Source organism: Bradyrhizobium sp. SSBR45G, from assembly GCF_030159255.1.
Taxonomy (GTDB): domain Bacteria; phylum Pseudomonadota; class Alphaproteobacteria; order Rhizobiales; family Xanthobacteraceae; genus Bradyrhizobium.
Genome location: NZ_BSCT01000003.1, coordinates 340,979 through 366,135 on the forward strand (window position 1 = coordinate 340,979; position 25,157 = coordinate 366,135).

Here is a 25,157-nt window from a genome sequence, read left to right on the forward strand (position 1 = left end):
TGAGGCACGTCATGAACGACACCCTGGACGTTGCCCCCGCCGACGCAACCCTAGCCGATCGCGCGGCGATGCGCACGGAGTCCGGCGAAATTCGCGCCGAATTCATCGCAGCCATGAGCGCTGCGATCGCGGCCGAGGACGAGGCGTTCCTGCGCGCCGAAGTCGCCGAGCTGCACGAGGCGGACCTCGGCGACCTGATCGCGGCGCTCGCGCCCGACGACCGCGTGCGGCTGGTCGAGCTGACCGGCACCGATTTCGACTTCTCGGCGCTGAACGAGGTCGACGACGCCGTCCGCGAGGAGATCCTCGAAGAGCTCGAGCCGGCCACCGTCGCCGAGGGCGTTCGCGAGCTCGAATCCGACGACGCCGTCGAGCTGCTCGAGAGCCTCGACGACGAGGACAAGGACGAGATCCTCGAGCGCCTGCCGCCGTCGGAGCGCGACGTGCTGGCGCGCAGCCTCGATTATCCCGAGGGCTCGGCCGGCCGGCGCATGCAGAGCGAGTTCATCGCGGTTCCCCTGGCCTGGACGGCCGGCGAGGCGATCGACTACATGCGCGAGACGCCGGATCTGCCCGAGCGCTTCTACGAGATCTACGCGGTGGACGATGCGCGGCGCTGGCAGGGTGCGGTGGCGCTCGATGCGCTGCTGCGCGCCCGCCGCCCGGTGCCGCTCGCCGAACTGATCGACGAGGACCGCCGCCGCGTCACCGTGACGGACGATCTCGCCGAGGTCGCGCGGCTGTTCGGCAAGTACAATCTGGTCGCCGCGCCCGTGGTCGATGCCGAGAACCGGCTGGCCGGCGTCATCACCATCGACGACGTCGTCGACGTGATCGAGGAGGAGGCCGACGAGGACTTCAAGGCGCTCGGCGGCGTGTCTGGCGACGAGGAGCTTTCCGACAGCGTCTGGACCATCGCCAAGGGCCGCTTCAACTGGCTCTTGATCAATCTCGCCACCGCCTTCCTGGCCTCCTCGGTGCTCGGCCTGTTCGAAGGCCAGCTGCAGCAGATGGTGGCGCTCGCCGTGCTCGCGCCGATCGTGGCGAGCCAGGGCGGCAATGCCGCGACCCAGACCATGACGGTAGCGGTGCGCGCGCTGGCCACCCGCGAGCTCGGGCCCAACAACGCGATGCGTGTCGTGATGCGCGAGGCCCTGGTGGGGCTGGTCAACGGTCTCGCCTTCGCGCTGATCACCGGCATCGCCGCGGTGGCCTGGTTCAAGATGCCGGGGCTCGGCATCGTGATCGGGCTCGCCATCATCTCCAACCTCGTGGCCGGCGCGCTCGGCGGCATCCTGATCCCGATGGTGCTGGAACGCGTCCGCGCCGATCCCGCCGTTGCTTCCGGAACCTTCGTTACCACGGTGACCGACGTGGTCGGTTTCTTCTCGTTTCTGGGCATCGCCACGCTCTGGTTCGGCTTGAAATAAGCGCGGCCGCTGAACGACTTATATCGTTAATCCGGCCTTAACGCGGCTCGGCGACACTGTGTGGCGAGACGGAGTCGGACCATGCAACGCTTGCGGCTGAAGGCAGACGGACGAATCGTGGAATTGCGCGATGGCGGCGAATTTCCGCTGGTGCCGTCGACGGCTGCGCCGGCGGCGCCGCTCGAGGTGCGCGATCTCCGGCGGCGGGTGCAGCTGACGCAGCAGGAGTTCGCCGCCAAGCTCGGCGTTCCCGTCGAGACCATTCGCAACTGGGAGCAGGGCAAGCGCATGCCGCGAGGCCCGGCGCGCGCGCTACTGACGGTCATCGCGCATGCGCCCGATACCGTGTTCGCGGCCTTAGCTAAGACTTAAGCTAAAAACCGGTCCCGCGTGGCACGGCAGGCGTGTGGTGTGCATAATCATGCACGCGCTTGGAGTGCACTTCCATGCTGATGATCGAGGCCAATGGTGCCAGGGTTCCCGCTCTGGGTCTCGGAACCTGGGAATTGCGTGGACGCACCTGCGCCCGCATCGTCGAGCAGGCGCTGACGCTCGGCTACCGGCACATCGACACCGCGCAGGTCTATGAGAACGAGCAGGAGGTCGGCGAGGGCCTGCGCGCGTCGCGCGTTAGGCGCAGCGAGCTGTTCCTGACCACCAAGGTGTGGACCACGCATTTTGCTCCTCATGATCTCGAGCGCTCGACCAAGGACAGCCTGGTCCGCCTGCGCGTCTCCGAGGTCGATCTGCTGCTGCTGCATTGGCCGAATTCGCACGTGCCGCTGGCCGAGACGCTGGGCGCGCTGGCGCATGCCAAGACGCTTGGGCTGGCGCGGCACATCGGCGTCTCCAATTTCACCGTGGCCATGCTCGACGAAGCCGTGGCGATCTCGCCGGAACCCCTGGTCTGCAATCAGGTCGAGTATCATCCCTATCTCGACCAGACCAAGGTGCGTGAAGCCTGTGCCCGGCATGGCCTGGCGGTCGTGGCCTACAGCCCGATCGCCAAGGGCAGGATCAAGAACGATCCGACGCTGACGCGGATCGGCCGCGCCCACGGCAAGAGCACGGCGCAGATCTGCCTGCGCTGGCTGGTGCAGCAGAACGTGGTGGCGATCCCGCGCACCTCGAAGATCGAACGGCTGTCCGAGAATCTCGACGTCTTCGACTTCGCGCTGTCCGAGCAGGACATGGCCGACATCTTCGCCATGGGCAGCCCCGAGGGACGGATGACCAACTTCGCCTTCGCACCGAAATGGGATTGAGCGGCGCCCGCGCTGGCATGCTAGAGTGCGTGCGGCGGGCGGCTTGTCCGCTCCCAATCCTGGCGATGATCGCCGCGACGGCGCGTGCGCATGCGCCGGGTCGCAAGCGGGCGCAAATGAAGCGGCATGGAACGTTGGCAGGTCATACGTTGGGGCATCGCTGCGTCCGTTCTCGCGCATTTTCTCATCGTCGGCGGGGCCGTGGTCTCGACCTCGGTGCGTCCCTTTGAGCTGCCCAAGAGTGACGAGATCGAGGTCAGCATCGTCGACGCTGACGAGCCGAAGAAGACGCCCGAGCCCGTCGCCACGCCGTCGCCATCGCCGTCCTCCGAGCTGACCCTGCCGCAGCCGTTCCCGAGCGCCTCACCGGCGGCCGCCGCGCCGCCTGCGGCGCCACAGCCCTCGCAGACGCCCCTGCGCGAGGCCAAGCAGCCGCAGACCTCGCCTTCACCCGAGCAGCCCCAGCCAACCCCAACTCAATCGCCCAGGGCCGCGAAGAAGTCGGAGGCGAAGGCCGAGGCCAAGCTTGCTGCCAGGCCCGCGCCGTCGCCGCTGCCGGCTCCCGCGCCGAGCTACGTGCCGCCCGAGCCGGACCTCACGGTGAAATATGGCGTCATGCTCGGTCTGCCGGCGCCGCTGCCGCTGGCGAGCGGCCCGGACGACGGCAAGGACACCGGGGCGATCGCGACCACGAACCTCGCGGCCAATCTCGAGTCGGTCCTGCGGCAGCGGGTCCGGAGCTGCGCGCGCCCGTCGGCGTCGATGTCCCCCAACGATCGCGTTCTGGTCAGGCTGCGATTCGCGATGAGCCCCGATGGCAGGCTGGCGACGGAGCCGGAGGTGATCGAGGTCGTCTCGGCGTCGAAGGCTGCCCAGCTGAAAGAGAGCGCGGTGCAGGCCTTGAACGCCTGCCAGCCTTATTCGATGCTGCCGCCGGATCGATACAACGAGTGGAAAGTCATCGAAATGTCGTTCACGCCGCAGGATTTCAGCCGCTGACCCGGCGGTGCATGCGCGCGCGCCGCCAGCTCAGCGGCACACCGGGACAATGTCGCTGTCGACGCAGCGGCCGCTGATCCTGTATGCGTCCGCGACAGCAAGGCCGCGGATGACGATGAGCGGCCCACACACGCCTTGAGCTCGGAGACGGTTCGACATGACGCTGAAGCTGGTGATCGGCAACAAGAACTATTCCTCATGGTCGATGCGGCCGTGGCTGGCGCTGCGCGGCTGCGACATCGCCTTCGAGGAGATCGTGATTCCTCTCTACACCAGCGATCCCGCCGACAAGGCGCGGATCCTCAAGCATTCTCCCGCCGGCAAGGTGCCGATCCTGATCGATGGCGCGGTGACGGTGTGGGATTCGCTCGCCATCATCGAATATCTCGCCGAGCGTTTTCCCGAGGCCGCGCTGTGGCCGGCCGACGCGGCGGCGCGTGCGCAGGCGCGATCGGTCTCGGCCGAGATGCATTCGGGCTTCCAGGCGCTGCGCAACGAGTGTCCGATGAACCTGCACCGCGAGATCAGGCCGGTGGAGCTGTCCGCCGACGCCAAGGCCAACATCGCCCGGGTCGAGGACATCTGGCGCGACTGCCGGGCCAGCTTTGGGGCCGGCGGCCCGTTCCTGTTCGGCCGCTTCAGCGGGGCGGACGCGATGTTCGCGCCGGTCGTGACGCGCTTCCACAGCTTCGCGGTCCCGGTGTCAGCCGAGACCCGAGCCTATATGGACACGATGATGGCGATGCCCGCCTTCGCGGCCTGGGTGAGGGACGGCCTGGCCGAGACGTGGATCATCGACCGGGTCGAGAAGGTCTGACCGCGGAAGATCCCGCGCAACCTTGACGCGGCCGCCCCGGCGCGGTCCTCTGAGCGCTGAGATCTCAGTCACGGGAGCCTTCGATGGGACTGTTCGATACGCTGCGCAACTCCGGGGCGCTCCAGGGCGCCCTGGGACAGCTGGAAGCGGCCGTGCTGCCGGTGGTGCTCAAGGAGGTGCTCGGCCAGGACGGGCAGGGCGGCCTGAATGCCATCGTGGCCAAGCTCGAGCAGGCCGGGTTGGGTGCCGAGGTCAAGTCCTGGCTCGGCAACGGCCAGAACCTCCCGATCTCCGCCGAGCAGTTGCAGGCGGTGCTGGGCAGCGATGTCGTCAGGCAGCTGGCCGCGCGCTTCAACGTGCCGGTGGACCAGCTGTCGAAAATCCTGGCTGAACAGCTGCCGCTGGCGATCGACCACGCAAGCCCCGACGGCAAGCTGCCGCATTCGGCCTGAGCGGAAACCTGCCGGCCCCCGCCGGAACCGGTTCGACTATGGTATCCCGCTGATAGAGCAGCCGAATTGCGAATTTCCTATCTGAGGCCGCTGGCCAGCGCCGGCGGCTTCATGCTATAAGACGCCATGTTTTCAGTTACGCCGGCCCGGGCAGCGGGACCAGGGGCTCCTGCCGGCATGCGAGCAGGAGAGGGCGTTGAAACATAAGTTTCCCATTGGAACGACAGTCTATTTTACCGCGAGCAACGTGTCTCGCCCGGCGGCCAGTGGCACCTACGAGATCATCCGTCAGCTGCCGACGGAAGGCGACGACTGCCAGTACCGGATCAAAAGCTCGACGGAAGCCTTTGAGCGGGTTGCCAGAGAGAGCCAATTGGCCTTGTCTTGAGCGGGCCGGCTGCGCGCATGCCGGTCGCCCGAAGCGATGGTGCGCCGGCTGATTCTGCTGGTTTGGATCGAGGAAGGAGAAGCCGCAATCGCCACGGGGCTGACAGCCTCTGGGGCGAGGGTCTTGGAAGTGTTGCGCGATCCCTTTGGGGATAGCGGGTAGCTTCACACCATCCTGTGCCCGCAAGGCACATGGAATCGTCGTATTGTCGTGGGGTGGGGCGGTCAGAGATTTGGGTGGTCATTTGAATTTGGTGATCGTTTCACGGGCGGCCCTTGCCGGGACGCCATCGGGGCCGTTGTCGTGGGCCCGCGTCAGGAATCAGCGCGCATGAATTCCACTTTGCCCTCGTCATTCGACCAGCTCCTGAACTCGCCGTCGTTTCCGATGTGGCTCACCGTGGCCGCGGCCGGCTTCTTTGCCTTGATCGTCCTGATCACGCTGCTCCGGGCCGAGAAGTCCGTTGCCAACGGCGCGCTGACCGTGATCACGCTGCTTGCGGTCGGAATCGCGGTCGCCTCGATGATGCGCAGCCAGGACGCCTTGCAGCGGGGCGGCAATGGCGATCCCGCGACGACCGCCTCGATCGGCCTCTCACCGCCGGCTCTGGCCTGCATCGATGACCTCGCCGGCGACCTCGTGCTGTCGAATTGCGAGAGGGGCCTGTTCGGATCGGCCGAGATGACGGCGGCCGCCGTGAGCTATGCGGCGGGGATACTGACCCGGCTGTCCCAGGCCGGCGACCTCGCCAACGCCAACAAGGTGATGACAGCGGAGCTGCTGGCGCTGCGCCGGGCCGTCGAGCGCGATCGCTACGGGCTGATGGCCTATGTGCTGCTGACGCGCGACCGCTGCACGCCCAATGATTGCGTGATGTTCCGCGCGGTGGCCGACCGCCAGCAGCTGGTCAACAACATGGAGGGGCGGACCTATGAGGGGCTGGTGACGCGCTACGCCTCGCAGTGGAATGCGCCGCCGTCGGCCGTGCAAGCCCAGCCGGCGGCCGGCACCTTTGCCGGCCTTGCGCCGTCGGCGCCGCCCGGCAAGCCGACCAATGCGGAGTTCCCCAGCTCGGCCAACACCCCGCCGGTCAGCATCATGAACCCCGAGCCGACGGCTTCGACGCGTTCGGTTGCGCCCGCGGCGCCGAAGCCGCCGACCCAGCTCGCGCCGGCCGCTGCAGCGCCGCCAAGTGTCACGGCCAGCCATGCCCAGGCTCCGCCGGCCGCCGCAGCCAAGAAGGCGGCCGCGCCGAGGACGAAGCCCGCGGCGGCCGCGCCGCAGGCCGCGCCTGACGCCGCTGAGCCGGCCAACAACGAGTAGAATGCGTTGATCGAACCGCCATCATGCCCCTGAATCTGATCAAGCTGGCCGTCGGCTGTGAGTCGGTCAAAGAGCTGAAAGAGTGGATCGCCGAGCGTATGCTCGCGGCCAAGAAGAAGGGGCTGCCGCAGCAGCACGTCCATGTCACGCGCATGATGCCGAAGCGGGTGGAGGACATCCTCGCCGGCGGCTCGCTGTACTGGGTGATTCGCGGCGAGGTCGCCGCGCGCGAGAAGATCACAGGCCTCGAGCCGTTCCGCGACGGCGACGGCATCGGCCGCTGCCGCATCATCATGCAGCCTAAGGTGATCGCGGTGTCGCCGCGGCCGATGCGCCCGTTCCAGGGCTGGCGCTATCTCAGCGCAGAGGACGCGCCGGCCGATCTCGGCAAGGCCAGCGCGGCCAGCGTCGAAGCGATGCCCGAGCCGCTGCGCCGGGAACTGCGGGATCTCGGGTTGTTGTAGCGGCTCATTGGCGTGAGCAACGCGCCATAAAGGCACTTCTGCCTCCACAGCAGGGCCAATGCATCATCCGCGCGGCGCCAGTTGCTGCGCCCTCTCCCCTTGCGGGAGAGGGCATGTAGGACAGTGCAACACGTGCGCTGGGGTGAGGGGTATCTCTCCACGAGCGCGAGGCGTGGATAGATACCCCTCACCCAACCGAGCGGGCCGAGAGGCCGTACATGCCCTCTCCCGCAAGGGGAGAGGGCGCAGTCACTGGCAAGGCGCAGTCGTTTCATCCGACTGGTTCTGGTTCCGGCGCTCGTGAGGCTTTCCCTCGGAAGTCTCACCCCGCGATATTGTCGATCAAGCGCGTGGTTCCGATCCTGGCTGCAACCAGGATCCGCCTCGGGCCGGACTCGGTCGGGGCGATCGGCGCCAGCGTCTCGGCGTGGCGGACCTCGAGATAGTCCAGGGTGAAGCCCGCGTCGGTGATCTCAGCTGCGCCGTCACGGACCGCGCGCTGCATGTCGTCGCCGGCGCGCAGCCGCTGCGCCAGTTGCTTCAGCACACGATGCAGCGTCGGCGCGGCCTGCCGCTCGTCTGCACCGAGATAGACATTGCGCGAGGACATCGCGAGCCCGTCACGTTCGCGCACCGTACGCGAGCCGACGACACGGACGCCGAGATCGAGGTCGCGCGCCATCTGCGCGACGACGCGGAGCTGCTGATAGTCCTTCTCGCCGAAGATCGCGACGTCGGGCCGGCATTGCGTGAACAGCTTGGCGACCACGGTGGCAACGCCGCCGAAGAAGTGCGGACGGAAGCGATCCTCCAGACCGGCCAGCGCCGCGCCTTCCGGAACGATCCGAGTCGCGAAGCCGTCCGGATACATCGCCTTCGCGTCGGGGTGCCAGATCAGATCGACGCGCTCGGCGCTGAGCTTTGCAACATCCTCCTTCCAGGTACGCGGGTAGGAGCCGAAATCCTCCGTCGGCGCGAACTGAGTCGGGTTGACGAAGATCGACACGACGACCTTGTCGGCGCGGCGCTTCGCCAGGCGAACGAGCGAGATGTGGCCTTCATGCAGCGCGCCCATGGTCGGCACCAGCGCGATGCTGGCTTTTCGCGTGCGCAAGGTATCGAGCTCGCGGCGGAGGGCGGTAACGGTGCGGGCGATGCGCGGATGTCGTGACATTTTTGCTCGATCTCACAGCGAAAAATCGCGGTTCTTCTGTTCGGCCTTGACGCTTCTGCGACCGTCCTTAACAAGGGCGAGGCACACCGCTCAGCCTACTTGAATACGCCTGTTAGCACAGCTCCGCATCACTTGCGGAGTTGGTAAACGCACGCGCCAAGTAGTAGCGGAGGAAGCGTCCCCCGTGGATTCACGATGATGATGCATTTCACTTGACCGCAGACGACCGTGACTCGAAGATGATCGTAAGGGGTCGAAAACATGCTGGTGCAGACTAGCCAAGGACAATCGGGCTCGGCCCACGTGGTTGTGCTTGGAAACGAGAAGGGCGGGTCGGGCAAGTCGACCACCGCCCTGCACATTGCCGTGGCACTTCTCAAGGCTGGCCAGCGCGTCGCCACCATCGATCTCGACTGCCGCCAGCAGAGCTTCACGCACTACATCAACAACCGCAGCGCCTGGGCGCGCCGCACCGGCCTGCGCCTCGAGCTGCCGACTCACTACTGCATCCAGCTCGGCCAGACGATGCAGATCGACGAGAACGAGAACACCGAGTTCCAGCAGTTCATGGAGGCGGTGAGCGCGGTCGAACGGTCGTTCGATTTCATCGTCATCGATACGCCCGGCAACGACAGCTATCTGATGCGGCTGGCGCATTCGATGGCCGATACGCTGGTGACCCCGATCAACGACAGCTTCCTCGACTTCGACGTGCTGGGAACGGTCGATGCCGCGACCTATGCGGTGACCGGTGAGAGCCACTATGCGGAGATGGTGCGCGACGTCCGGCGCAAGCGCCGCCAGGTCGATGGCGCCATGACCGACTGGATCGTGGTCCGCAACCGGCTGTCGATGCTGGGGTCGCGCAACAAGCAGCTGGTCGCCGAAGGGCTGAAGGATCTGTCGCTGCGGCTCGGCTTTCGCGCCATCGACGGCTTCGCCGAGCGCGTCGTCTATCGCGAGTTCTTCCCGCGCGGGCTGACCGCGCTGGACGACATCGACGAGGCGACCCTGGGCACGCGCCCCAATCTCGGCCATGTCACGGCGCGCGAGGAAGTCACGACCCTGCTGCGCCAGCTCAAGCTGCCGCTCGACGAGCGCGGCCGCCGCCGCGCCGCCAACCGCGCCGAATGGTTCGCCCAGGTCGACAAGCCGCTCGATCTGCACGACATCATCAGCGCCTGAGCCCGCTCTGCGCTCCGGGGCGGGGAAGTGTCCGCCGCCGCGAGTCCGCCCGGCCTGAGACATCGTGCGCCTTGAACCAGTGCCGGCGCGTTGGTTAACAATACGACCCAACACCATGACAATGGGTTCTGGCGATCGCCGCGACTCCGTCAATGGCCCCGGCCGGCGGCCGGATTTGTTGCAGGTCAAGACCGAGGCCGTATTTTTCGCTAGATTACCGTCAAATTCATGACTGATTTGAACCCGACGTTCAGGGTTCAAGTCACATGGAAAGGGCCGGCGCGGGCCTATGCTGCACAGCAACTAGGTGCGCCGCACAACGAACGGGCGATGAATACACAACATTTGGCCTTCCTGTCACAGCGCCGTTACATATACTAAACAGAACGGGTCACGAGAGTCTTGCAGGTTCCGAACTACCTTTGATTGTAGCTCCCGAGGGACGAACATGAAGCGTGGAATAACCGTCCTGTTGTCCGTCAGCATCCTGGCGGCCGTCGGCTACTTCACCGCGAGCAAGTGGGCGATCCGGCACGAGACCGTCCGGTTCTACGACGCCTCTCGCGACAATCGCCTCGTCGAGGTCTCCGTGGCCATCCGCCGCGACAAGGAGATGCAGGCCGAAGCCGGCATGATCAAGCTGCCGGTCGCGATCCTCAATCACGGCAACACCGTGAAGTTCACCGAGTATTCGTTCGTGGCCAACGTGTTTGCCGCGCGTGGCTACATGGCGGTCAGCATCCAGCATGACCTGCCGACCGACCCGCCGATGGTGACCAAGGTTGGCGAGCCCTATGTCGGCCGGCTGCCGCAGATCCAGCGCGGCGTCGCCAACATCCGCTTTGCGGTCGAGCAGATGCGCCAGATCCAGCCGAATGCGGATTACGAGCACCTGACGATGGTCGGTCATTCGATGGGCGGCGACATCTCGATGTATTTCGCCAAGCAGTATCCGGACGACGTGAAGAAGGTCGTGACGCTCGACAATCTGCGCGTTCCGTTCGTCACGGAAGGCAAGTTCAAGATCCTGTCGTTCCGCTCCAACGACCCGCAGTTCAAGACCGATCCTGGCGTCATCCCGGACAACGAGATCTGCGAGAAGGAAGGCATCACGGTCGTCAAGACCGACTTCCAGCACAACGACATGCGTGACACCGGACCCGACGAGGCCAAGTCGTCGATCCAGGCCATGCTCGACAAGTTCCTCGCCGACAGCGACAGCTCGAGCGACATCGGGCCGGTCAAGGCCAAGACGCCGCTGCTCGATCCGGGCCCGGTGGCGCCCTATGCGCCGGTCGGCAAGACGGCGACGCCGGCGAAGCCGCTGACCCACTGACCGCCCGCGCCGGAGGTCTCTCGGGTCAGCTGGGAGTGATGCCGAGGCCGCAGATCCGTTGCGCCATTCGTCGTGGCCGGATGCGCCGCCCGGTGCAGTGGCGCAGTTCATGCTTTTTGCTCCGACACGCCTTATATACGGCTGATGACACTGATCGCTGGCGCCATTGCCGTCATCACCCTCTATCTGTTGCTGCAGATGTTCCGCGCGGCCAATCCGGCGGCGCTGGCGCGTGGCGTCAAGATGGCTGGAGGCGTCGGCTGCCTCGCGGTCGCGGCCTTCACCGGCCTGCGTGGCGAGCTGGTGGTGGCGATCCCGATCGGGCTGTTCGGGGCGGGGCTGTTGGGCTGGTCGCCGGACGGCCTCGGTCATGTCGGCAGCCTGTTCGGCCTGCGCGGGCCGCGGGCGTCCGGTCAGGGCTCGCGGATGAGCTCGCAGCTGATCGAGCTGACGCTCGATCCCCGCAGCGGCCAGCTTCAGGGCCGCTTCATCGCCGGCGTCCATGCCGGCCAGCCTCTCGACGCGTTCGATCCGTCGCAGCTCGTGGCGATGCTGCCGGGCCTCGACGCCGACAGCAGCGCGCTACTTGAAACGTATCTGGACCGCCGGTTTCCCGCTTGGCGTCAGCACGCGCAGCGCGATGCGGCAGGGGGGGAGCGCCGCGCGGCGTCGAGCTCCAAAATGACGCAGGAGGAGGCCTATCAGATCCTTGGCCTGCAGCCGGGCGCGGGGCGCGACGAGATCGGGCGTGCCCACCGTGCGCTCATGAAGAAACTGCATCCCGACCAGGGGGGGTCGACGTATCTCGCCGCCCGGGTGAACGAGGCCAAGGATACTCTGCTTCGTACGCATCACGGCTAACTCCGGCAACGCCACCAACGCCACAAGATCAGAACCTGCTGCCGCCGCGGCCTTAAATCGAGGTCCGCGGCATTCGCCGTTACACGGCGCGATCGTTCTTCATGGTGAAGAAGTTCTAGCGGCAAATCCTTGACGAGAGGTTTGCACTGGCCAGCCGCGGCATCGCGCGCGCTGCCCCAAATGAAAAGGCCCGCGCGTGTGTCGCGCGGGCCTCATCTTCGGCGGTGATGCCGGTGAGTTAGTTGTGCACGGCCATGCAGGAGATGTCGGCGCGCTTGAGCTTCTTGCACACCGCTTCCGCCTGATCACGATCGAGACCGGCGAAGCGGGCGCGGATGAGTGTCTTGTCGCCCTTCGCGACCGTTTCGGTGAAGGGATCCGCCTTGCTCAGCAGGCCCTGCGCCGAGCTGCGCGCGGCCTCGATCCGCTTCTGCGCCTCGGCTTCGTTGTCGAGCGCGCCGACCTGGATGATCCAGCCGCTGCGCGTCGCGGCCGGGCGGGCCGGGGACTCGGAAGCGGGGCTGGCGGACGCCAGCTGGGCCGGCGGCGGTGCCGGCTGGGCCGGCGGCGCGGCATAGGCCATCGCCTGCGACGAGGCGGGCGGGAGGCTGGAGGCCGGCAGCACGCCGAGAATGCCGTTGCCGGTGCCATGGCCCGGCGGCTGCGGCGGCATGTCGGGGCGGGCGGCCTCGGCGCGGGCGATCGGCGGCGCCGGCTCGATCGCCTCGACGCGCTGCGCGAACGGCGCGGGAGCGGGAGCCACCGGCTGCGGCGCGGCGGTGGCGAGCTTGACGGCGCCGGCCTTGACCTGGACCGTCCTGACCTTGACCGGCTTCATCGGCTCGGTCGAGCCGGGAGCGATCGACATCGGCTGGCTCTGGATCACCCCGGAGGTCATCGGGGCGGGCTCGACCCTGGCTTCCTTCGGTGCCGGCGGCGGCAGTGCCGCAGTCGCCTCCGAGAGGGTCGACATCAGCTTGGCGGCGCGGCTCGGCGCCGGCGTCTCCGGCGCAGCCGAGGCGAGCTGGACCGTGCCCTGGTCGCCGCCGTCGCCGCCATCGGATCCGCCGCGCTCACCGATCGCCGCGACGGTGCGCCTGGTCGCGCCCTTCTCGAGATTCTCGGCGAGCAGGTTGCGCATGATGGCGTCGCGCGAGCCGCCGCTGCGGCCGCCGAGCACGACACCGACAAGATGACGGCTGCCGCGGCGCAGCGAGGTCACGAGGTTGAAGCCGGAGGCGCGGGTGTAGCCGGTCTTGATGCCGTCGACGCCCTCGACATTGCCGAGCAGGTGGTTGTGGTTGCGGATCGACTGGCCGCGGTAATTGAACACCACGGTCGAGAAGTAGCGATAATGGCGCGGAAAGCGGTCCTGGATCGCCCGTCCCAGCGTGGCCTGGTCACGCGCCGTCGTGATCTGCTCGTCGGCGGGCAGGCCCGAGGCGTTGACGTAGGTGGTGCGGCTCATGCCGAGCGAGCGCGCCTTGCGCGTCATCAGCTTGGCGAACTCGTCCTCGTCGCCGGCGATCGCCTCGGCGATCACCACCGCCGCATCATTGGCCGAGCGGGTCACCAGGCCCTTGATCGCATCCTCGACGCGGATGGTCTGGCCCGGGCGCAGCCCGAGCTTGGTCGGCGACTGCTCGGCGGCGTGCTCGGACACCGGCATCTCGGTGTCGAGCTTCAACTTGCCGGAATCGAGCCGCTCGAACAGCAGATAGAGCGTCATGATCTTGGTCAGCGACGCGGGGTGCCGCAGGGCGTCCGGATTGGTCGCGGTCAGCGTCGCGCCCGAATTGCCGTCGACGACGATCGAGGCGAAGGCCGGGCTGTAGCTGCCCTCGTCATTGTGGGGGGAGTGGCGCGCATGATGGTGCCGATGACGCCGGCGCGCTTCTGCGCTGTCGACCGTGACCACTGCCGCCACCGTGAGGGTGAGGAGACCGTAGACGCCAACCCGCAGCAGGCGCGAGGAAGCCAAGTTTTTGCGAAGCATGAAATCCCCGTCCAATTTCTGACGTGATCACCGGGAGTTGAGGCGAAATTGTGCCAAAACGTCCCCGTGATCTTTGCCTGTCGGACCTCCGGTTCGCGCCTTGACGCGGCTTTGCATCGAAGGGCCCGAACTGAGGTTTTGTTAAGACGCTGTTTTAGAACAGCTTTACGGTTCGGCCGACGCTGGCCGGGACCACAGGAGAGGTTAGGACGGGCGAGTTGCCAAAGGATTAAAGAAACCTTGCGCCGATGCTGCAGATTTCGCGCGATCTGGCCTGACCTGAGGCGCCTTGCCGCCGACTCCACCGCAATGCCAGCAATGGTGCATTGCACAAAGATTCTTGATCTTTTTGTGCGATGCACTATATTGTGAATGCGTCAGGGAGCCGGGGCTTCCCTGAGGGCGCTCAAAATCAGGGAAAGGAATGCCACATGTTTAAGGTTGAAGACTTCCAGAACTACGGCAAAGAGCAGTTCGAGACCGTCGTGAATTCCGCGACCACGGTTCAGCACGGGCTTCAGGCCATCGCCACCGCCTATGGCGACTACACCAAGAAGTCCTTCGAGGACACCAAGTCGTTCGTCGAGAAGCTCCAGGGCGTGAAGTCGATCGACAAGGTGCTCGAGGTTCAGACCGAATTCGCCAAGTCGGCCTACGAGACGTTCGTCGCCGATTCGCAGAAGATCGCGGGCCTGTATTCGGACCTCGCCAAGCAGGCGTTCAAGCCGTTCGAAGGCATCGCTGCCAAGTTCACCCCGCCGGCCGCGCATTGATCGCAGCCTTCGCGTCGTGACAGCGGAAAGCCCGGCTCGCGCCGGGCTTTTTTGTTGGCTGAAACGATCTGTCGGACGGCGCCGCCGCTATTTGGCCACGCGCAGCTTGGACAGCGAGGTCCCGATCGAGTTGAACGTGGTCACGATCTGGCTCGAGCTCGTCAGCATGAAGAACTTGTCGGGGCTGCTGGCGCAGTTCTGCAGCACGGTCGAGGTCGGATCGGCAGGCGAGCTGGTGTTCACCTGGATCGTGTAGATCGTGTACATGGCGTTGCCCTTCGCGTCCTTGGAGCTCTTCAGGTTCGAGCAGAGCAGGGCCTGGCGGGCGTCGATCGGATTGCCCGACGCCTGCGACGAGCCGTTGCCGTAGTCCGGCCACCGGTCCTCCGTGTTGAGGCCGTCCGACAGCAGGATGATCACGCGATTGTAGGTGGTGTTGGCATCTTCCGCAGGTGCGCTCAGCACACCATTCGGAATCAAGGACTGAACCGCCCAGGCAAGGCCGATCGCCTGGTTGGTGCCGCCGGTGGGCTCCATGGCGTTGACGGCGCTCTTCAGCGCGCTCCAATCGTAGCTGAGGGGGACGATCTCGGCGAGCTTGGTCGCGGCGCTGCTGCTGCAATATTGGGTGCTGTTCTCCATGTGCTGGTTGGCCGGGAACAGCGTCGTCACGTCGGAGATCGCAGGCGACACGGCATTCGCGTCATTCGGCTGGGTGCGGTCGGCGACACAGCCCGTCCATGTGCTCTTGGCGTTGGCGACCCAGGTCTTGGTGTAGTTGTTCACCTTGCAGGTGTAACCGCTCGTGCCGGACGTGCCGGTGCAGGTGCAGCTTTCATTTGCGCCATTGCTGCACCTGCAGCTCGAGCCGGTGCAGTAGGTGACCACGGTCGAGGTCTTGGCGGTCGTCCAGCAGCCATTGTAGTAGCTGTGCGAGGCCGAATCGTAGCCGGGACAGATCTGGCCGGCATTGGCGTCGCCGGTCTTCGGGATCGTCGACGTGCTCGAACTGCCGGTGGTTGGACCGCTGACGCATCCGAAATACGAGAAGCCGTTGCCGGACTTGAACGGGCAGGAGGATCCCGGTCCGACCATGTCCCACTGCGCCTGGGTGAAGCTCCCGTTCGGGATTGCGGCCTGATAGGAGCCGTTGTTGGGCTGAATGTTGGGCGGGTTCTGCCAGTCGGTCCAGTCGATCCAGTTCTGGCTGTAATTGCTGGCGCCGACGTTGACGACCTTGGCGAACGGAACCACGGAGATGTAGACGTCGCCCGGACTCTTGGCGAGCGCGCTGAGCTGATCGATCAGCCCGCCGCTGCCGGCGACCGCGTTCTGCAGGGCGGTCATCTTGTTGCTGGAGGCCATCGAGCCGGTATTGTCGAGCGCCAGCGCCACGCGCATCTTCACGTCACCCCAGGTCGTGGTCGCCTTGGTGCTGAGGTCCATGGTCGGAAAGCCGGCCAGCTTCATGAATTGCGTGACGATCTGGCCGGAGGCGGTGAGCTGGATGTTGGACGCCGTGGTGCTGCTCGAGGCGGTATAGTTGGCGGTGACGGAGATGTTTTTTGCGTCGGGGCTGGTGTAGAGCGCCTTGAAATAGGCGGAAGCCTTCGTCCCAATGTCGGTTGCGCTGATCGTGCCCTGGGACAGATCGCGCGACAGCATCAGCGCGGTCGAGTCCAGGGCGGCCTGCATCGACGATTTGGCGGCATTGGCCCGGCTGTAGTCGATGCCGGCCCCGAGAAAGGCCAGGATCGGCAACAGCGCGATGGCGAAGGTCACGGCGATGTTGCCGCCGCGGTCGCGGGCGAAGCGTCGCAGCGTAAGGCGGCAGAGGCGGACGAGGGGCTCGGCGGTCATGTCGCTCACCAATCATGGTTTTCCGCGGGCCATTTCGGGCCGCCTTCGTCAAGGGCGGGTGAATCGAAACCTCGAAAAACGCAGCAAATACCGCAGCATGGCACCGCGTTCGCAACGGCGCGGGTTCCCCGTCAATGCCCAGTGAATCGGCTTTGTAAAATGCGGTCGGTTTGATTAACCTTCGGACTCATCGCCGGGGCAGGGAATCGGACTTGCCGGAGCGCGGATCCGTTCAGGGATGCGCTTGCGGCAAACCGGCCGCTGACCCATATTCCTGGTGTCGGTCCGACCGGACCGGTCGGCCGGGACAGGCGATCTGGAACGCAGGACCGGGTTGGCGAAGTGACCCGGCAAGGACAATGCGAGAAACCCTTTATTGGGGTCCTCGCAGCCAATATCTAACGCGTGCAAGATGTCGCAGCCAACTTCCAGATTGAACCGATCCGCGCCTAGGATGAGCAATAACGACAATAAGTCCGGTGGCACCGGGGGTCCGGTCACATCCGTGATCACCAAGGTCAAGCCGAAGACCAAGCGGCCCAATCTCTATCGCGTCCTGATTTTGAACGACGATTACACGCCGATGGAGTTCGTCGTTCTCGTGCTGGAGAAGTTCTTCAACAAGGACGTCGAGGCCGCGACCAAGATCATGCTCCACGTGCACCATCACGGCATCGGGGAGTGCGGCGTTTTCACCTACGAGATCGCCGAGACCAAGGTGACGCAGGTGATGGATTTCGCCCGCAAGCACCAGCATCCGTTGCAGTGTGTGATGGAGAAGAAATAGCCTGGGGCCTCGCGCAGGCGGGGACGGCCGGCAGGACAGGCCCCCGCGGCGGCTTCCGTGGCAGATCTGCGTAGCGCGAGCCACAGGTAGCGCGAGCCCCAGGCCCGCCCCGCAGAAACACGGCCAGCGCCGGGATCCCCTCCGGTCTGGCCGATGGGCGCCGTTCGGTTGTCGCAGCCGGTGTTGCCGCAATCGGAACGGGTTTTGCATTGACGATCCGGTGAACCCGTAATCGATGTGCTCGTCCGGTCTTTTGTCGCACTCGGTTATAACTATATTTGACGAAGGTTGTTGTTGCCTGACCGGGCGGCGGCGATCATGATGGCAGGGGGCCACAGAGGACGCGCATGCCGACTTTTTCTCAAAGCCTTGAACAATCCCTGCATCGTGCGCTGGCGATTGCCAACGAGCGTCATCATCAATACGCGACACTGGAACATCTCCTGCTGTCCTTGATCGATGACAGCGATGCAGCGGCCGTGATGCGCGCATGCAGCGTCGACCTCGACAAGCTGCGCGGCAGTCTTGTGAATTATCTCGAGACCGAGTTCGAAAACCTGGTCACAGACGGCAGCGACGACGCCAAGCCGACGGCCGGCTTCCAGCGTGTGATCCAGCGCGCCGTGATTCACGTTCAATCATCGGGCCGTGAAGAGGTGACCGGCGCCAACGTGCTGATCGCGATCTTTGCCGAGCGCGAAAGCCATGCTGCGTATTTCCTGCAGGAGCAGGACATGACGCGCTACGACGCCGTGAACTACATCAGCCACGGTATCGCCAAGCGACCCGGCGTCTCCGAAGCCCGCCCCGTGCGCGGCGTCGACGAAGAGACCGAGACCAAGGGCACCGATGACTCCAAGAAAAAGGGCGAGGCGCTGGAAACCTATTGCGTCAATCTCAACAAGAAAGCGCGGGACGGCAAGATCGATCCGGTGATCGGCCGTAACTCCGAGATCAACCGCGCCATCCAGGTGCTGTGCCGCCGCCAGAAGAACAACCCGCTGTTCGTCGGCGAGGCTGGCGTCGGCAAGACGGCGATTGCCGAAGGGCTCGCCAAGCGCATCGTCGACAGCGAGGTGCCCGAGGTGCTCTCGGCTGCGACCGTGTTCTCGCTCGACATGGGCACATTGCTCGCGGGCACCCGTTATCGCGGCGACTTCGAGGAGCGGCTGAAGCAGGTCCTCAAGGAGCTCGAGGCGCATCCGAACGCGATCCTGTTCATCGACGAGATCCACACCGTGATCGGTGCCGGTGCAACGTCGGGCGGCGCCATGGACGCCTCGAACCTGCTGAAGCCGGCGCTGGCCTCGGGATCGATCCGCTGCATGGGCTCGACGACGTACAAGGAATATCGCCAGCACTTCGAGAAGGACCGCGCCCTGGTGCGCCGGTTCCAGAAGATTGACGTCAATGAGCCGTCGGTCGAGGATGCGATCGCGATCCTGAAGGGCCTCAAGCCGTATTTCGAGGATTATCACCGGCTGAAATACACCAACGAGGCCATCGAGGCCGCGGTGCAGCTGTCGTCGCGCTACATTCACGACCGTAAGCTTCCGGACAAGGCGATCGACGTGATCGACGAATCCGGCGCGGCGCAGATGCTGCTGGCCGAGAACAAGCGCAAGAAGACGATCGGCATTAAGGAGATCGAGACCACGATCGCCACGATGGCGCGGATCCCGCCGAAGAGCGTGTCGAAGGACGACGCCGAGGTGCTCAAGCATCTCGAGCAGACGCTGAAGCGCGTCGTTTTCGGCCAGGACAAGGCGATCGATTCGCTGTCGGCCTCGATCAAGCTGGCGCGAGCCGGCCTGCGCGAGCCGGAGAAGCCGATCGGCTGCTATCTGTTCTCGGGTCCGACCGGCGTCGGCAAGACCGAGGTGGCCAAGCAGCTCGCCTCGACCTTGGGCGTCGAGCTGCTGCGCTTCGACATGTCGGAGTACATGGAGCGGCACACGGTGTCGCGCCTGATCGGCGCACCTCCCGGCTATGTCGGGTTCGACCAGGGCGGCCTGCTGACCGATGGCGTCGACCAGCACCCGCATTGCGTGGTGCTGCTGGACGAGATCGAGAAGGCGCATCCGGATCTGTACAATGTGCTGCTGCAGATCATGGATCACGGCCGGCTCACTGACCACAACGGCAAGCAGGTCAATTTCCGCAACGTGATCCTGATCATGACCACGAATGCCGGTGCGGCCGACATGGCCAAGCAGGCGTTCGGCTTCCATCGCTCGAAGCGGGAAGGCGACGACCACGAGGCGATCAATCGGCAGTTTGCGCCTGAGTTCCGCAACCGGCTCGACTCCATCGTCTCGTTCGCGCACCTCAATGTCGAGGTGATCGGAATGGTCGTCGAGAAGTTCGTGCTGCAGCTCGAAGCTCAGCTCGCCGACCGCGACGTCACGATCGAGCTGTCGGAGCCGGCCAAGGCCTGGCTGATCCAGCACGGCTATGACGAGCAGATGGGTGCGCGCCCGATGGGCCGTGTGATCCAGGAGCACATCAAGAAGCCGCTCGCCGACGAGGTGCTGTTCGGCAAGCTGAAGGGCGGCGGCCACGTCCGCGTCGTCCTCGTCAAGGACGAGTCCGGGGTCGAGGAGAAGATCGGCTTCGAGTTCGTCGAGGGGCCGGTTACGCCGAAGTCGGAAGTGCCGGCGGCGCGCAAGCGCAAGCCGAAGTCCGGCGGCGGTGGCTCGAAGGGCCCGGCCTCCAAGGGCCCGCTGGTCAAGGCCTGAGGCTCGGACAAAAATAACCAATGCAAAAGGCCGGCGTCATGCCGGCCTTTTTGTTTGTGGCGGGATGTTCTCTGCGACGGGATCATGCCGGCTTGATGAAGAAATACACCGTCAGTCCGCAACCGACCGCGATGACGAAGCGGCGCACATGGGCCGGTGGGATGATCTGGCTGAGCCGGGCGCCGACGAAGCCGCCGACCATCGCGGCGGCCATCATGGTCAGCGTCTCCAGCCAGTGCACGCGGCCTGAAAACGCGAAGATCAGAGAAGCCATGGTGTTCATCAGCGCCGCCAGCCAGATCTTCAGCCCGTTCATGGCGCGGATGTCGCGCATCCCATAGAACACCAGCGCTGCCAGCATCATGATGCCGATGCCGCCGCCGAAATAGCCGCCGTAGATGGCGATGCCGAACTGCACGGCCTGGATGGTGAGCGGCCCGAACCAGCGCGCGCCGTCCTTCTGCGTGAAGCGCATGCCGAAGGCGAACACCGCGGTCGCGAACAGCAGCAGCCAGGGCACAAGGCGGCTGAAGGCGGCCGATGGCGTCACCAGCAGCAGCACCGCGCCGAGCGTGCCGCCGATCAGGCTGATGACCGACAGCCTGATGAGATCCCGTCGCCACGGCGCGTCGGAATTGTTGAGAATGCCGCGCGAGGCGAAGGCGCTGACGAATTGCCCCGGGCACAGCGCGACGGTGCTGGAGGCGTTGGCGTCAATGGCCGGGATGCCGGCCGCGAGCAGGGTCGGAAAGGTCAGGAAGGCGCCGCCGCCCGCCAGCGCATTGACGATGCCGGAGCCGAAGGCGGCGAGCGCGAGCAGAGCGAGCATGGTCCAGTCCGTCATGTCGCCCGCTCGTCTCGCCTGATCCCGCCGAAGCCGGTATGATGTTCCGGAGCGTGCATCATTCGCCCTTGAGCCGCTGGGCGTCGTGAACGCGGACATGCTCGGCGCCGCGCGCCCCCGCCGGCGACAGCCTGAGCATGCTCAGGAACGCGCCGACCAGCGCGAAGCCGACGCCGGTCAGCAGGGAAAGCCGGGTGCCGTCGGCCGGGTCGAGGGCGAGGAACATCGCGACCAGCGCCGCGCCCGTGGTCTGGCCGAGGAGGCGCGCGGTGCCGAGCATGCCGCTGGCGCCGCCGGCGCGCTCGCGCGGGGCGGCCGCGATCATGGTGCGGTTGTTCGGGGTCTGGAACAGGCCGAAGCCGCAGCCGGCCAGCGCCATGCGCCAGACGACGTCCCATGCCGACGGGTCCTTTGGCAGCAATCCGAGCGCGCACAGGCCGCCGGCAAAGATCACCAGCCCGATGCCGCCGAGGAGGCCGGCGGGCACGCGCTCGACCAGCCGGCCGGCGATCGGCGCGGTCAGCCCGACCGCGATCGGCCAGGGCGTGATCAGCAGGCCCATCTGCACCGGCGAATAGCCGAAATGGCTTTCGAGATAGAAGGGGATCGCGACGAAGGCGAGCATCTGGCCGCAGAACGACGAGATCGACGTCGCGATCGACAGCGCGAACACCGGGATGCGCAAGAGATCGAGCGGCAGCAGCGGCGAGGCCATGTGGGTCTGGCGCCAGACCAGCCACACACCGGCGGTGACGGCGACGACGAGCTCGATGGCGCAGGTGAGAAGCGCCTCGCCATGCCCGAGGCTGTCGACTGCGGCGATGAGGAAGCCGAACGTGACCGCGCTGAGCGCCGCGCTCTGCCAGTCGAACATGTGCGGCGCGCGCGGCGTGTGCGGCAGGAAGCGGAAGCCGAACGCAAAGGTGACGATGCCGAGCGGCACGTTGATCGCAAACAGCCAGGGCCAGCTGCCGACCGCGAGGATGCCGGCTGCGATCGTCGGTCCCACCGCGGCTGATACCGCGACCACCATGGCGTTGATGCCGATGCCGCGGCCGAGCAGGGCCTGCGGATAGGTGAAGCGCACCAGCGCCGAGTTGACGCTGAGGATGCCGGCGGCGCCGAACCCCTGCAGGATGCGCGCGAGCGTCAGCAGCAGCAGGCTGTCGGCGAGCGCGCAGAGCGCGGACGCAGCGGTGAACAGCACGAGCCCGGCGAGATAGACCCGGCGGTAGCCGATGATCTCGCCGAGCGAAGCCAGCGGCAGCAGCGAGATCGTCACCGCAAGCTGATAGCCGTTGACGATCCAGATCGAGAACGCAGGGCTGGCATTGAGGTCACGGGCGATCGTCGGCAGCGCCACGTTGGCGATCGCGCCATCGACGACGGCCAGCACGATGCCGAGCGCAATCGTCACGATCGCCCAGGTCCGCTGCGGCAGCGGCAGGCCGTCGGTATGCAGGACCGGGGTCGGCGGCGTCATGATGCAGGCTCCGGCCGCAGCCGGGCCGCAGACAACCAACGGGACCAGGCAAGCGAGTTGACGAGACGTCGTTCCAGCGCGGCCGGCCACACCCCGGCGTCATTTCGGTTTGGGGTGGACCTGGATCGCCTTGAGATAATTGACAGCGGCCTCGGCATCGGCCCGATCGAACCGGAAGCTCGGCATGTCCTTGTGGATGGTGGAGAGGCCGCTCTGCAGTCGCTGGGCAAAATCGTCGTCGTAGAGTTTGCTGTCACCAAAGGTCCGGAACGGTGGCGCATCGGGATGCGGGCTCGCACCGCTGGCCCCCACCGCATGGCATCTGCTGCAAAGCCTTTGCAAGAGCGCTTTTCCTCGGCTCTGCTCGCTGTCCAGCGCATGGCTGGCGGTGGCGGTCAGGAGCAGCAGCACAAGCGCGTGTACGGCTCGTCTCATTGAGGGCCTCGTTTCCCGGTCTCGGTTGCAGCGGCTTACCAGCGGCCCTCCGCCTTGCCATAGGCATAAAGCGTGATCAGCCCGAGCGTCACCAGGGTCGAGCCGATCAGCACGATGCGATCCCAGCGCAGCCGTGTCTCATCGTCCCGCTGCAGGGTCAGCAGGGAGAACAGGGCTTTCATGGCGAAGCGGCGCATCCAGGCGATCCCGTCAGCGGGCCGACACATCGAGGGAGTCGGCATCGGCCCAGTCTAGCGCGCCGGGCTGCTGCGCCGCCACTCGCGCGGCGATAGGCCGAACTGGTCGCGAAACACGCGGCCGAAATGCGAGAGGTCGTTGAAACCCCAGCTGAAGGCGATCTCGCCGATCTGGCGATGCGCCAGCGCCGCTGCCGCGAGATCGCGCCGGCACAGCTTGAGCCGTTCCAACAGCACGAAGCGCTGGAACGAGGTCTCCTCGTCGGAGAACAGGTCGTTGATGTAGCGGGCCGACAGGCCGAGCTCGCGCGCGGCCTCCGGCAGAGCGAGGTCGGGATCGGCCAGACGTGCCCGCACATGCGCCTTGATGCGATACAGCAGCGCCGCGCGGTGGCTGGAGGCGGGCAGGGGTTGCGTCCGGAGCTGCTCGGCCAGCGTCATCGCCAGCAGGTCGGCGGCCTGATCGGCGAGGCGATCGGCGTGCTCGGCGCCGATGTGCTCGGCGCGCTCGCAGAGCCTGACGATGAAGTCGAAGGCCAGGGGCTGCAACGGGATGTCGGCCCCGAAGCTGATCGCCGTCACCGCTTCGGTGGCGCCGAGCCGGCGCTGCAGCATCTCGCGCGGCAGCTTGAACACCGTCTGCCTGAACGCGGCGTCGAACTGCAGCTCATAGGGACGCGTCGTATCGTAGATCGCGAACTCGCCGGGACGGATGACCGTGTCGCGGCCATCCTGGATCACGCCGCCGAGTCCCTCGCGCCCCAGCGCGACCAGCACGTAGTCCGCATCCGCGCGTGCGATGCGCTGCGATGTGCGGTGCACGCGCTGCCGGTCCGAGCAGACCTCGGAGCAGACGGCTTGTCCGAATGGGATATGCGTGACCGAGCCGCGAAACGCGCTGCCGAGATCGGACGTGCAGTCGAGGCCGACATAGACGTCACAAACGATGTCCTGCCACAGCGCCAGCCGGCGGTGGCCCGGGCTTCCGTCCGTGGTGAACAGGATCGGCATCGCTCTCGCTCCCTCTGCACCGGTGTCGATCGGATCACCGGCAATGCAGCAAATTCCGGGCCGCCTGGCCCCTTGGTCGCGACCGCAGTCGAGTTTTCGTTCCCTGTGAGACGAGCGCGAATGCTCTGCGGCGTCAAGAGTAGGCGAGGACGCGGCGCCGCGCGCCGCCACTCGGGAGCAGGGAACGACAGCGATGGGACTGGCACATCCGAAGTACAAGGTGGCGGTGGTGCAGGCGGCACCGGCCTGGCTCGACCTGGACGCCTCGATCAAGAAGACGATCGCGCTGATCGAGGAGGCGGCCGACAAGGGCGCCAAGCTGATCGCGTTTCCGGAGGTGTTCATCCCAGGCTACCCCTGGCACATCTGGATGGACTCGCCGGCCTGGTGCATCGGGCGTGGCTTCGTGCAGCGCTATTTCGACAATTCGCTGGCCTATGACAGCCCGCAGGCCGAGGCGCTGCGCGCCGCGGTGCGCAAGGCCAAGCTCACGGCCGTGCTCGGCCTGTCCGAGCGTGACGGCGGCAGCCTGTACATCGCGCAATGGCTGATCGGGCCGGATGGCGAGACCATCGCCAGGCGCCGCAAGTTGCGGCCGACCCATGCCGAGCGCACGGTGTTTGGCGAGGGCGACGGCAGCGATCTCGCCGTCCATGATCGTCCCGACATCGGCCGGATCGGCGCGCTGTGCTGCTGGGAGCATCTGCAGCCGCTGTCGAAATACGCGATGTATGCGCAGAACGAGCAGGTGCATGTCGCGGCCTGGCCGAGCTTCTCGCTGTACGATCCGTTCGCGCCGGCGCTCGGCGCCGAGGTCAACAACGCCGCCTCGCGCGTCTATGCGGTGGAAGGCTCGTGCTTCGTGCTGGCCCCCTGCGCCACGGTCTCGCAGGCGATGATCGATGAGCTGTGCGACCGGCCCGACAAGCACGCGCTGCTGCATGTCGGCGGCGGTCATGCCGCGATCTTCGGGCCCGACGGCAGTTCACTCGCCGAGAAGCTGCCGCCGGAGCAGGAAGGCCTGCTGATCGCCGAGATCGATCTCGGCATGATCGGCATCGCCAAGAATGCCGCCGATCCGGCCGGGCACTATTCACGGCCCGACGTGACACGGTTGCTGCTCAACAAGAAGCCGCTCAACCGGGTCGAGGCGTTTGCGCTGCCGGTGGACACGGTGGCCACCGGAGAGGCGAGCGCGGCCGGTGGTTAAGCTCCGTGGCGGCCGCTGCGTGCGCTGCGGCCGCCAGGAGACGCGGTTGCAGCGCGACAAACGTACCCTTAAATCATACCGCCATTCATCTCCTCGCCCGTATCGCGAGATTATCCCAACTGAAATCCA

General features: G+C 66.0%; 24 protein-coding genes. 16 read left to right on the plus strand and 8 right to left on the minus strand.

Translation table 11 applies throughout. The features are described 5' to 3' along the window. Positions 1-11 precede the first annotated feature (11 nt). From mgtE to QQL87_RS06305, 9 genes are all read left to right on the plus strand, one after another. Positions 12-1,430, plus strand: a complete 1,419-nt coding sequence (gene mgtE, locus QQL87_RS06265; protein ID WP_284416529.1) for a magnesium transporter — start codon at positions 12-14, stop codon at positions 1,428-1,430. 81 nt (positions 1,431-1,511) lie between these two features. After that, on the plus strand, positions 1,512-1,802 hold the full coding sequence (locus QQL87_RS06270; RefSeq protein WP_284416528.1) for a helix-turn-helix domain-containing protein: 291 nt from the start codon (positions 1,512-1,514) through the stop codon (positions 1,800-1,802). 74 nt (positions 1,803-1,876) lie between these two features. Beyond that, the gene (locus tag QQL87_RS06275; RefSeq protein ID WP_284416527.1) at positions 1,877-2,695 is read left to right on the plus strand and encodes an aldo/keto reductase; all 819 of its coding nucleotides are present in this window, start codon (positions 1,877-1,879) and stop codon (positions 2,693-2,695) included. Between the two features lie 126 nt (positions 2,696-2,821). Beyond that, a complete protein-coding gene (gene tolA, locus QQL87_RS06280; protein WP_284416526.1) occupies positions 2,822-3,694 on the plus strand; it encodes a cell envelope integrity protein TolA in 873 nt (290 codons plus the stop codon). 157 nt (positions 3,695-3,851) lie between these two features. After that, entirely contained in the window at positions 3,852-4,511 is a 660-nt protein-coding gene (locus QQL87_RS06285) for a glutathione S-transferase family protein (protein ID WP_284416525.1), read from the plus strand. Between the two features lie 83 nt (positions 4,512-4,594). After that, positions 4,595-4,963, plus strand: coding sequence for a YidB family protein (locus QQL87_RS06290; protein WP_284416524.1), 369 nt, complete (start codon positions 4,595-4,597; stop codon positions 4,961-4,963). 196 nt (positions 4,964-5,159) lie between these two features. Beyond that, positions 5,160-5,351 (plus strand): hypothetical protein, encoded by a 192-nt coding sequence (locus QQL87_RS06295; protein WP_284416523.1) that lies wholly within the window; start codon positions 5,160-5,162, stop codon positions 5,349-5,351. Between the two features lie 330 nt (positions 5,352-5,681). Continuing rightward, positions 5,682-6,674 (plus strand): hypothetical protein, encoded by a 993-nt coding sequence (locus QQL87_RS06300; RefSeq protein WP_284416522.1) that lies wholly within the window; start codon positions 5,682-5,684, stop codon positions 6,672-6,674. A 23-nt stretch (positions 6,675-6,697) separates the two neighbouring features. Further along, complete coding sequence (locus tag QQL87_RS06305; RefSeq protein ID WP_284416521.1) at positions 6,698-7,138, plus strand: DUF1489 family protein; 441 nt, start codon at positions 6,698-6,700, stop codon at positions 7,136-7,138. 322 nt (positions 7,139-7,460) lie between these two features. On the opposite strand, the gene panC is transcribed toward QQL87_RS06305, so the two are convergent. Continuing rightward, on the minus strand, positions 7,461-8,312 hold the full coding sequence (panC, locus tag QQL87_RS06310; protein WP_284416520.1) for a pantoate--beta-alanine ligase: 852 nt from the start codon (positions 8,310-8,312) through the stop codon (positions 7,461-7,463). Positions 8,313-8,573: 261 nt separating this feature from the next. Between panC and QQL87_RS06315 the strand changes: the two genes are divergently transcribed. The 3 genes from QQL87_RS06315 (at position 8,574) to QQL87_RS06325 (ending at position 11,694) form a co-directional block, all read left to right on the plus strand. Further along, positions 8,574-9,497, plus strand: coding sequence for a division plane positioning ATPase MipZ (locus QQL87_RS06315; RefSeq protein ID WP_284416518.1), 924 nt, complete (start codon positions 8,574-8,576; stop codon positions 9,495-9,497). A 448-nt stretch (positions 9,498-9,945) separates the two neighbouring features. Further along, entirely contained in the window at positions 9,946-10,833 is an 888-nt protein-coding gene (locus QQL87_RS06320) for an alpha/beta fold hydrolase (protein ID WP_284416516.1), read from the plus strand. A gap of 144 nt (positions 10,834-10,977) precedes the next feature. Further along, the gene (locus QQL87_RS06325) at positions 10,978-11,694 is read left to right on the plus strand and encodes a DnaJ domain-containing protein (protein WP_284416514.1); all 717 of its coding nucleotides are present in this window, start codon (positions 10,978-10,980) and stop codon (positions 11,692-11,694) included. Between the two features lie 238 nt (positions 11,695-11,932). Here the strand turns inward: QQL87_RS06325 and QQL87_RS06330 are convergent, their stop codons facing one another. Further along, positions 11,933-13,690, minus strand: coding sequence for a D-alanyl-D-alanine carboxypeptidase (locus tag QQL87_RS06330; RefSeq protein WP_284416513.1), 1,758 nt, complete (start codon positions 13,688-13,690; stop codon positions 11,933-11,935). A gap of 431 nt (positions 13,691-14,121) precedes the next feature. On the opposite strand from QQL87_RS06330, the gene QQL87_RS06335 reads away from it, so the two are divergent. Then, positions 14,122-14,463 (plus strand): phasin family protein, encoded by a 342-nt coding sequence (locus QQL87_RS06335; protein WP_284416512.1) that lies wholly within the window; start codon positions 14,122-14,124, stop codon positions 14,461-14,463. A gap of 87 nt (positions 14,464-14,550) precedes the next feature. Here QQL87_RS06335 and QQL87_RS06340 read toward each other — a convergent pair whose 3' ends face one another. Then, positions 14,551-16,323: a TadE/TadG family type IV pilus assembly protein gene (locus tag QQL87_RS06340; RefSeq protein ID WP_284416511.1), complete on the minus strand. Its 1,773-nt coding sequence runs from the start codon at positions 16,321-16,323 to the stop codon at positions 14,551-14,553. A 454-nt stretch (positions 16,324-16,777) separates the two neighbouring features. Here QQL87_RS06340 and clpS point away from each other — a divergent pair, with 454 nt between their 5' ends. Then, positions 16,778-17,110: an ATP-dependent Clp protease adapter ClpS gene (clpS, locus tag QQL87_RS06345; RefSeq protein WP_284416510.1), complete on the plus strand. Its 333-nt coding sequence runs from the start codon at positions 16,778-16,780 to the stop codon at positions 17,108-17,110. A 347-nt stretch (positions 17,111-17,457) separates the two neighbouring features. Next, complete coding sequence (clpA, locus tag QQL87_RS06350; protein ID WP_284416509.1) at positions 17,458-19,848, plus strand: ATP-dependent Clp protease ATP-binding subunit ClpA; 2,391 nt, start codon at positions 17,458-17,460, stop codon at positions 19,846-19,848. Between the two features lie 82 nt (positions 19,849-19,930). On the opposite strand, the gene QQL87_RS06355 is transcribed toward clpA, so the two are convergent. The 5 genes from QQL87_RS06355 to QQL87_RS06375 form a co-directional block, all read right to left on the minus strand. Beyond that, on the minus strand, positions 19,931-20,692 hold the full coding sequence (locus QQL87_RS06355; protein ID WP_284416507.1) for a sulfite exporter TauE/SafE family protein: 762 nt from the start codon (positions 20,690-20,692) through the stop codon (positions 19,931-19,933). 58 nt (positions 20,693-20,750) lie between these two features. Further along, on the minus strand, positions 20,751-22,175 hold the full coding sequence (locus tag QQL87_RS06360; protein WP_284416505.1) for an MFS transporter: 1,425 nt from the start codon (positions 22,173-22,175) through the stop codon (positions 20,751-20,753). 99 nt (positions 22,176-22,274) lie between these two features. Further along, positions 22,275-22,610, minus strand: a complete 336-nt coding sequence (locus QQL87_RS06365) for a c-type cytochrome (RefSeq protein ID WP_284416504.1) — start codon at positions 22,608-22,610, stop codon at positions 22,275-22,277. A gap of 35 nt (positions 22,611-22,645) precedes the next feature. Next, on the minus strand, positions 22,646-22,807 hold the full coding sequence (locus QQL87_RS06370; RefSeq protein WP_284416503.1) for a hypothetical protein: 162 nt from the start codon (positions 22,805-22,807) through the stop codon (positions 22,646-22,648). A gap of 54 nt (positions 22,808-22,861) precedes the next feature. After that, positions 22,862-23,818, minus strand: a complete 957-nt coding sequence (locus tag QQL87_RS06375; protein ID WP_284416502.1) for an AraC-like ligand-binding domain-containing protein — start codon at positions 23,816-23,818, stop codon at positions 22,862-22,864. Between the two features lie 193 nt (positions 23,819-24,011). Here QQL87_RS06375 and QQL87_RS06380 point away from each other — a divergent pair, with 193 nt between their 5' ends. Continuing rightward, positions 24,012-25,028 (plus strand): carbon-nitrogen hydrolase family protein, encoded by a 1,017-nt coding sequence (locus QQL87_RS06380; RefSeq protein ID WP_284416501.1) that lies wholly within the window; start codon positions 24,012-24,014, stop codon positions 25,026-25,028. The last annotated feature ends 129 nt before the right edge of the window (positions 25,029-25,157 follow it).

What these genes read in the sequence shown, in the direction of transcription:
- mgtE (WP_284416529.1), top strand. Translation starts at nt 12, where the DNA reads ATGAACGACACCCTGGACGTTGCCCCCGCCGACGCAACCCTAGCCGAT.
- QQL87_RS06270 (WP_284416528.1), top strand. Translation starts at nt 1,512, where the DNA reads ATGCAACGCTTGCGGCTGAAGGCAGACGGACGAATCGTGGAATTGCGC.
- QQL87_RS06275 (WP_284416527.1), top strand. Translation starts at nt 1,877, where the DNA reads ATGCTGATGATCGAGGCCAATGGTGCCAGGGTTCCCGCTCTGGGTCTC.
- tolA (WP_284416526.1), top strand. Translation starts at nt 2,822, where the DNA reads ATGGAACGTTGGCAGGTCATACGTTGGGGCATCGCTGCGTCCGTTCTC.
- QQL87_RS06285 (WP_284416525.1), top strand. Translation starts at nt 3,852, where the DNA reads ATGACGCTGAAGCTGGTGATCGGCAACAAGAACTATTCCTCATGGTCG.
- QQL87_RS06290 (WP_284416524.1), top strand. Translation starts at nt 4,595, where the DNA reads ATGGGACTGTTCGATACGCTGCGCAACTCCGGGGCGCTCCAGGGCGCC.
- QQL87_RS06300 (WP_284416522.1), top strand. Translation starts at nt 5,682, where the DNA reads ATGAATTCCACTTTGCCCTCGTCATTCGACCAGCTCCTGAACTCGCCG.
- QQL87_RS06305 (WP_284416521.1), top strand. Translation starts at nt 6,698, where the DNA reads ATGCCCCTGAATCTGATCAAGCTGGCCGTCGGCTGTGAGTCGGTCAAA.
- panC (WP_284416520.1), bottom strand. Translation starts at nt 8,312, where the DNA reads ATGTCACGACATCCGCGCATCGCCCGCACCGTTACCGCCCTCCGCCGC.
- QQL87_RS06315 (WP_284416518.1), top strand. Translation starts at nt 8,574, where the DNA reads ATGCTGGTGCAGACTAGCCAAGGACAATCGGGCTCGGCCCACGTGGTT.
- QQL87_RS06320 (WP_284416516.1), top strand. Translation starts at nt 9,946, where the DNA reads ATGAAGCGTGGAATAACCGTCCTGTTGTCCGTCAGCATCCTGGCGGCC.
- QQL87_RS06325 (WP_284416514.1), top strand. Translation starts at nt 10,978, where the DNA reads ATGACACTGATCGCTGGCGCCATTGCCGTCATCACCCTCTATCTGTTG.
- QQL87_RS06330 (WP_284416513.1), bottom strand. Translation starts at nt 13,690, where the DNA reads ATGCTTCGCAAAAACTTGGCTTCCTCGCGCCTGCTGCGGGTTGGCGTC.
- QQL87_RS06335 (WP_284416512.1), top strand. Translation starts at nt 14,122, where the DNA reads ATGTTTAAGGTTGAAGACTTCCAGAACTACGGCAAAGAGCAGTTCGAG.
- QQL87_RS06340 (WP_284416511.1), bottom strand. Translation starts at nt 16,323, where the DNA reads ATGACCGCCGAGCCCCTCGTCCGCCTCTGCCGCCTTACGCTGCGACGC.
- clpS (WP_284416510.1), top strand. Translation starts at nt 16,778, where the DNA reads ATGAGCAATAACGACAATAAGTCCGGTGGCACCGGGGGTCCGGTCACA.
- clpA (WP_284416509.1), top strand. Translation starts at nt 17,458, where the DNA reads ATGCCGACTTTTTCTCAAAGCCTTGAACAATCCCTGCATCGTGCGCTG.
- QQL87_RS06355 (WP_284416507.1), bottom strand. Translation starts at nt 20,692, where the DNA reads ATGACGGACTGGACCATGCTCGCTCTGCTCGCGCTCGCCGCCTTCGGC.
- QQL87_RS06360 (WP_284416505.1), bottom strand. Translation starts at nt 22,175, where the DNA reads ATGACGCCGCCGACCCCGGTCCTGCATACCGACGGCCTGCCGCTGCCG.
- QQL87_RS06365 (WP_284416504.1), bottom strand. Translation starts at nt 22,610, where the DNA reads ATGAGACGAGCCGTACACGCGCTTGTGCTGCTGCTCCTGACCGCCACC.
- QQL87_RS06370 (WP_284416503.1), bottom strand. Translation starts at nt 22,807, where the DNA reads ATGCGCCGCTTCGCCATGAAAGCCCTGTTCTCCCTGCTGACCCTGCAG.
- QQL87_RS06375 (WP_284416502.1), bottom strand. Translation starts at nt 23,818, where the DNA reads ATGCCGATCCTGTTCACCACGGACGGAAGCCCGGGCCACCGCCGGCTG.
- QQL87_RS06380 (WP_284416501.1), top strand. Translation starts at nt 24,012, where the DNA reads ATGGGACTGGCACATCCGAAGTACAAGGTGGCGGTGGTGCAGGCGGCA.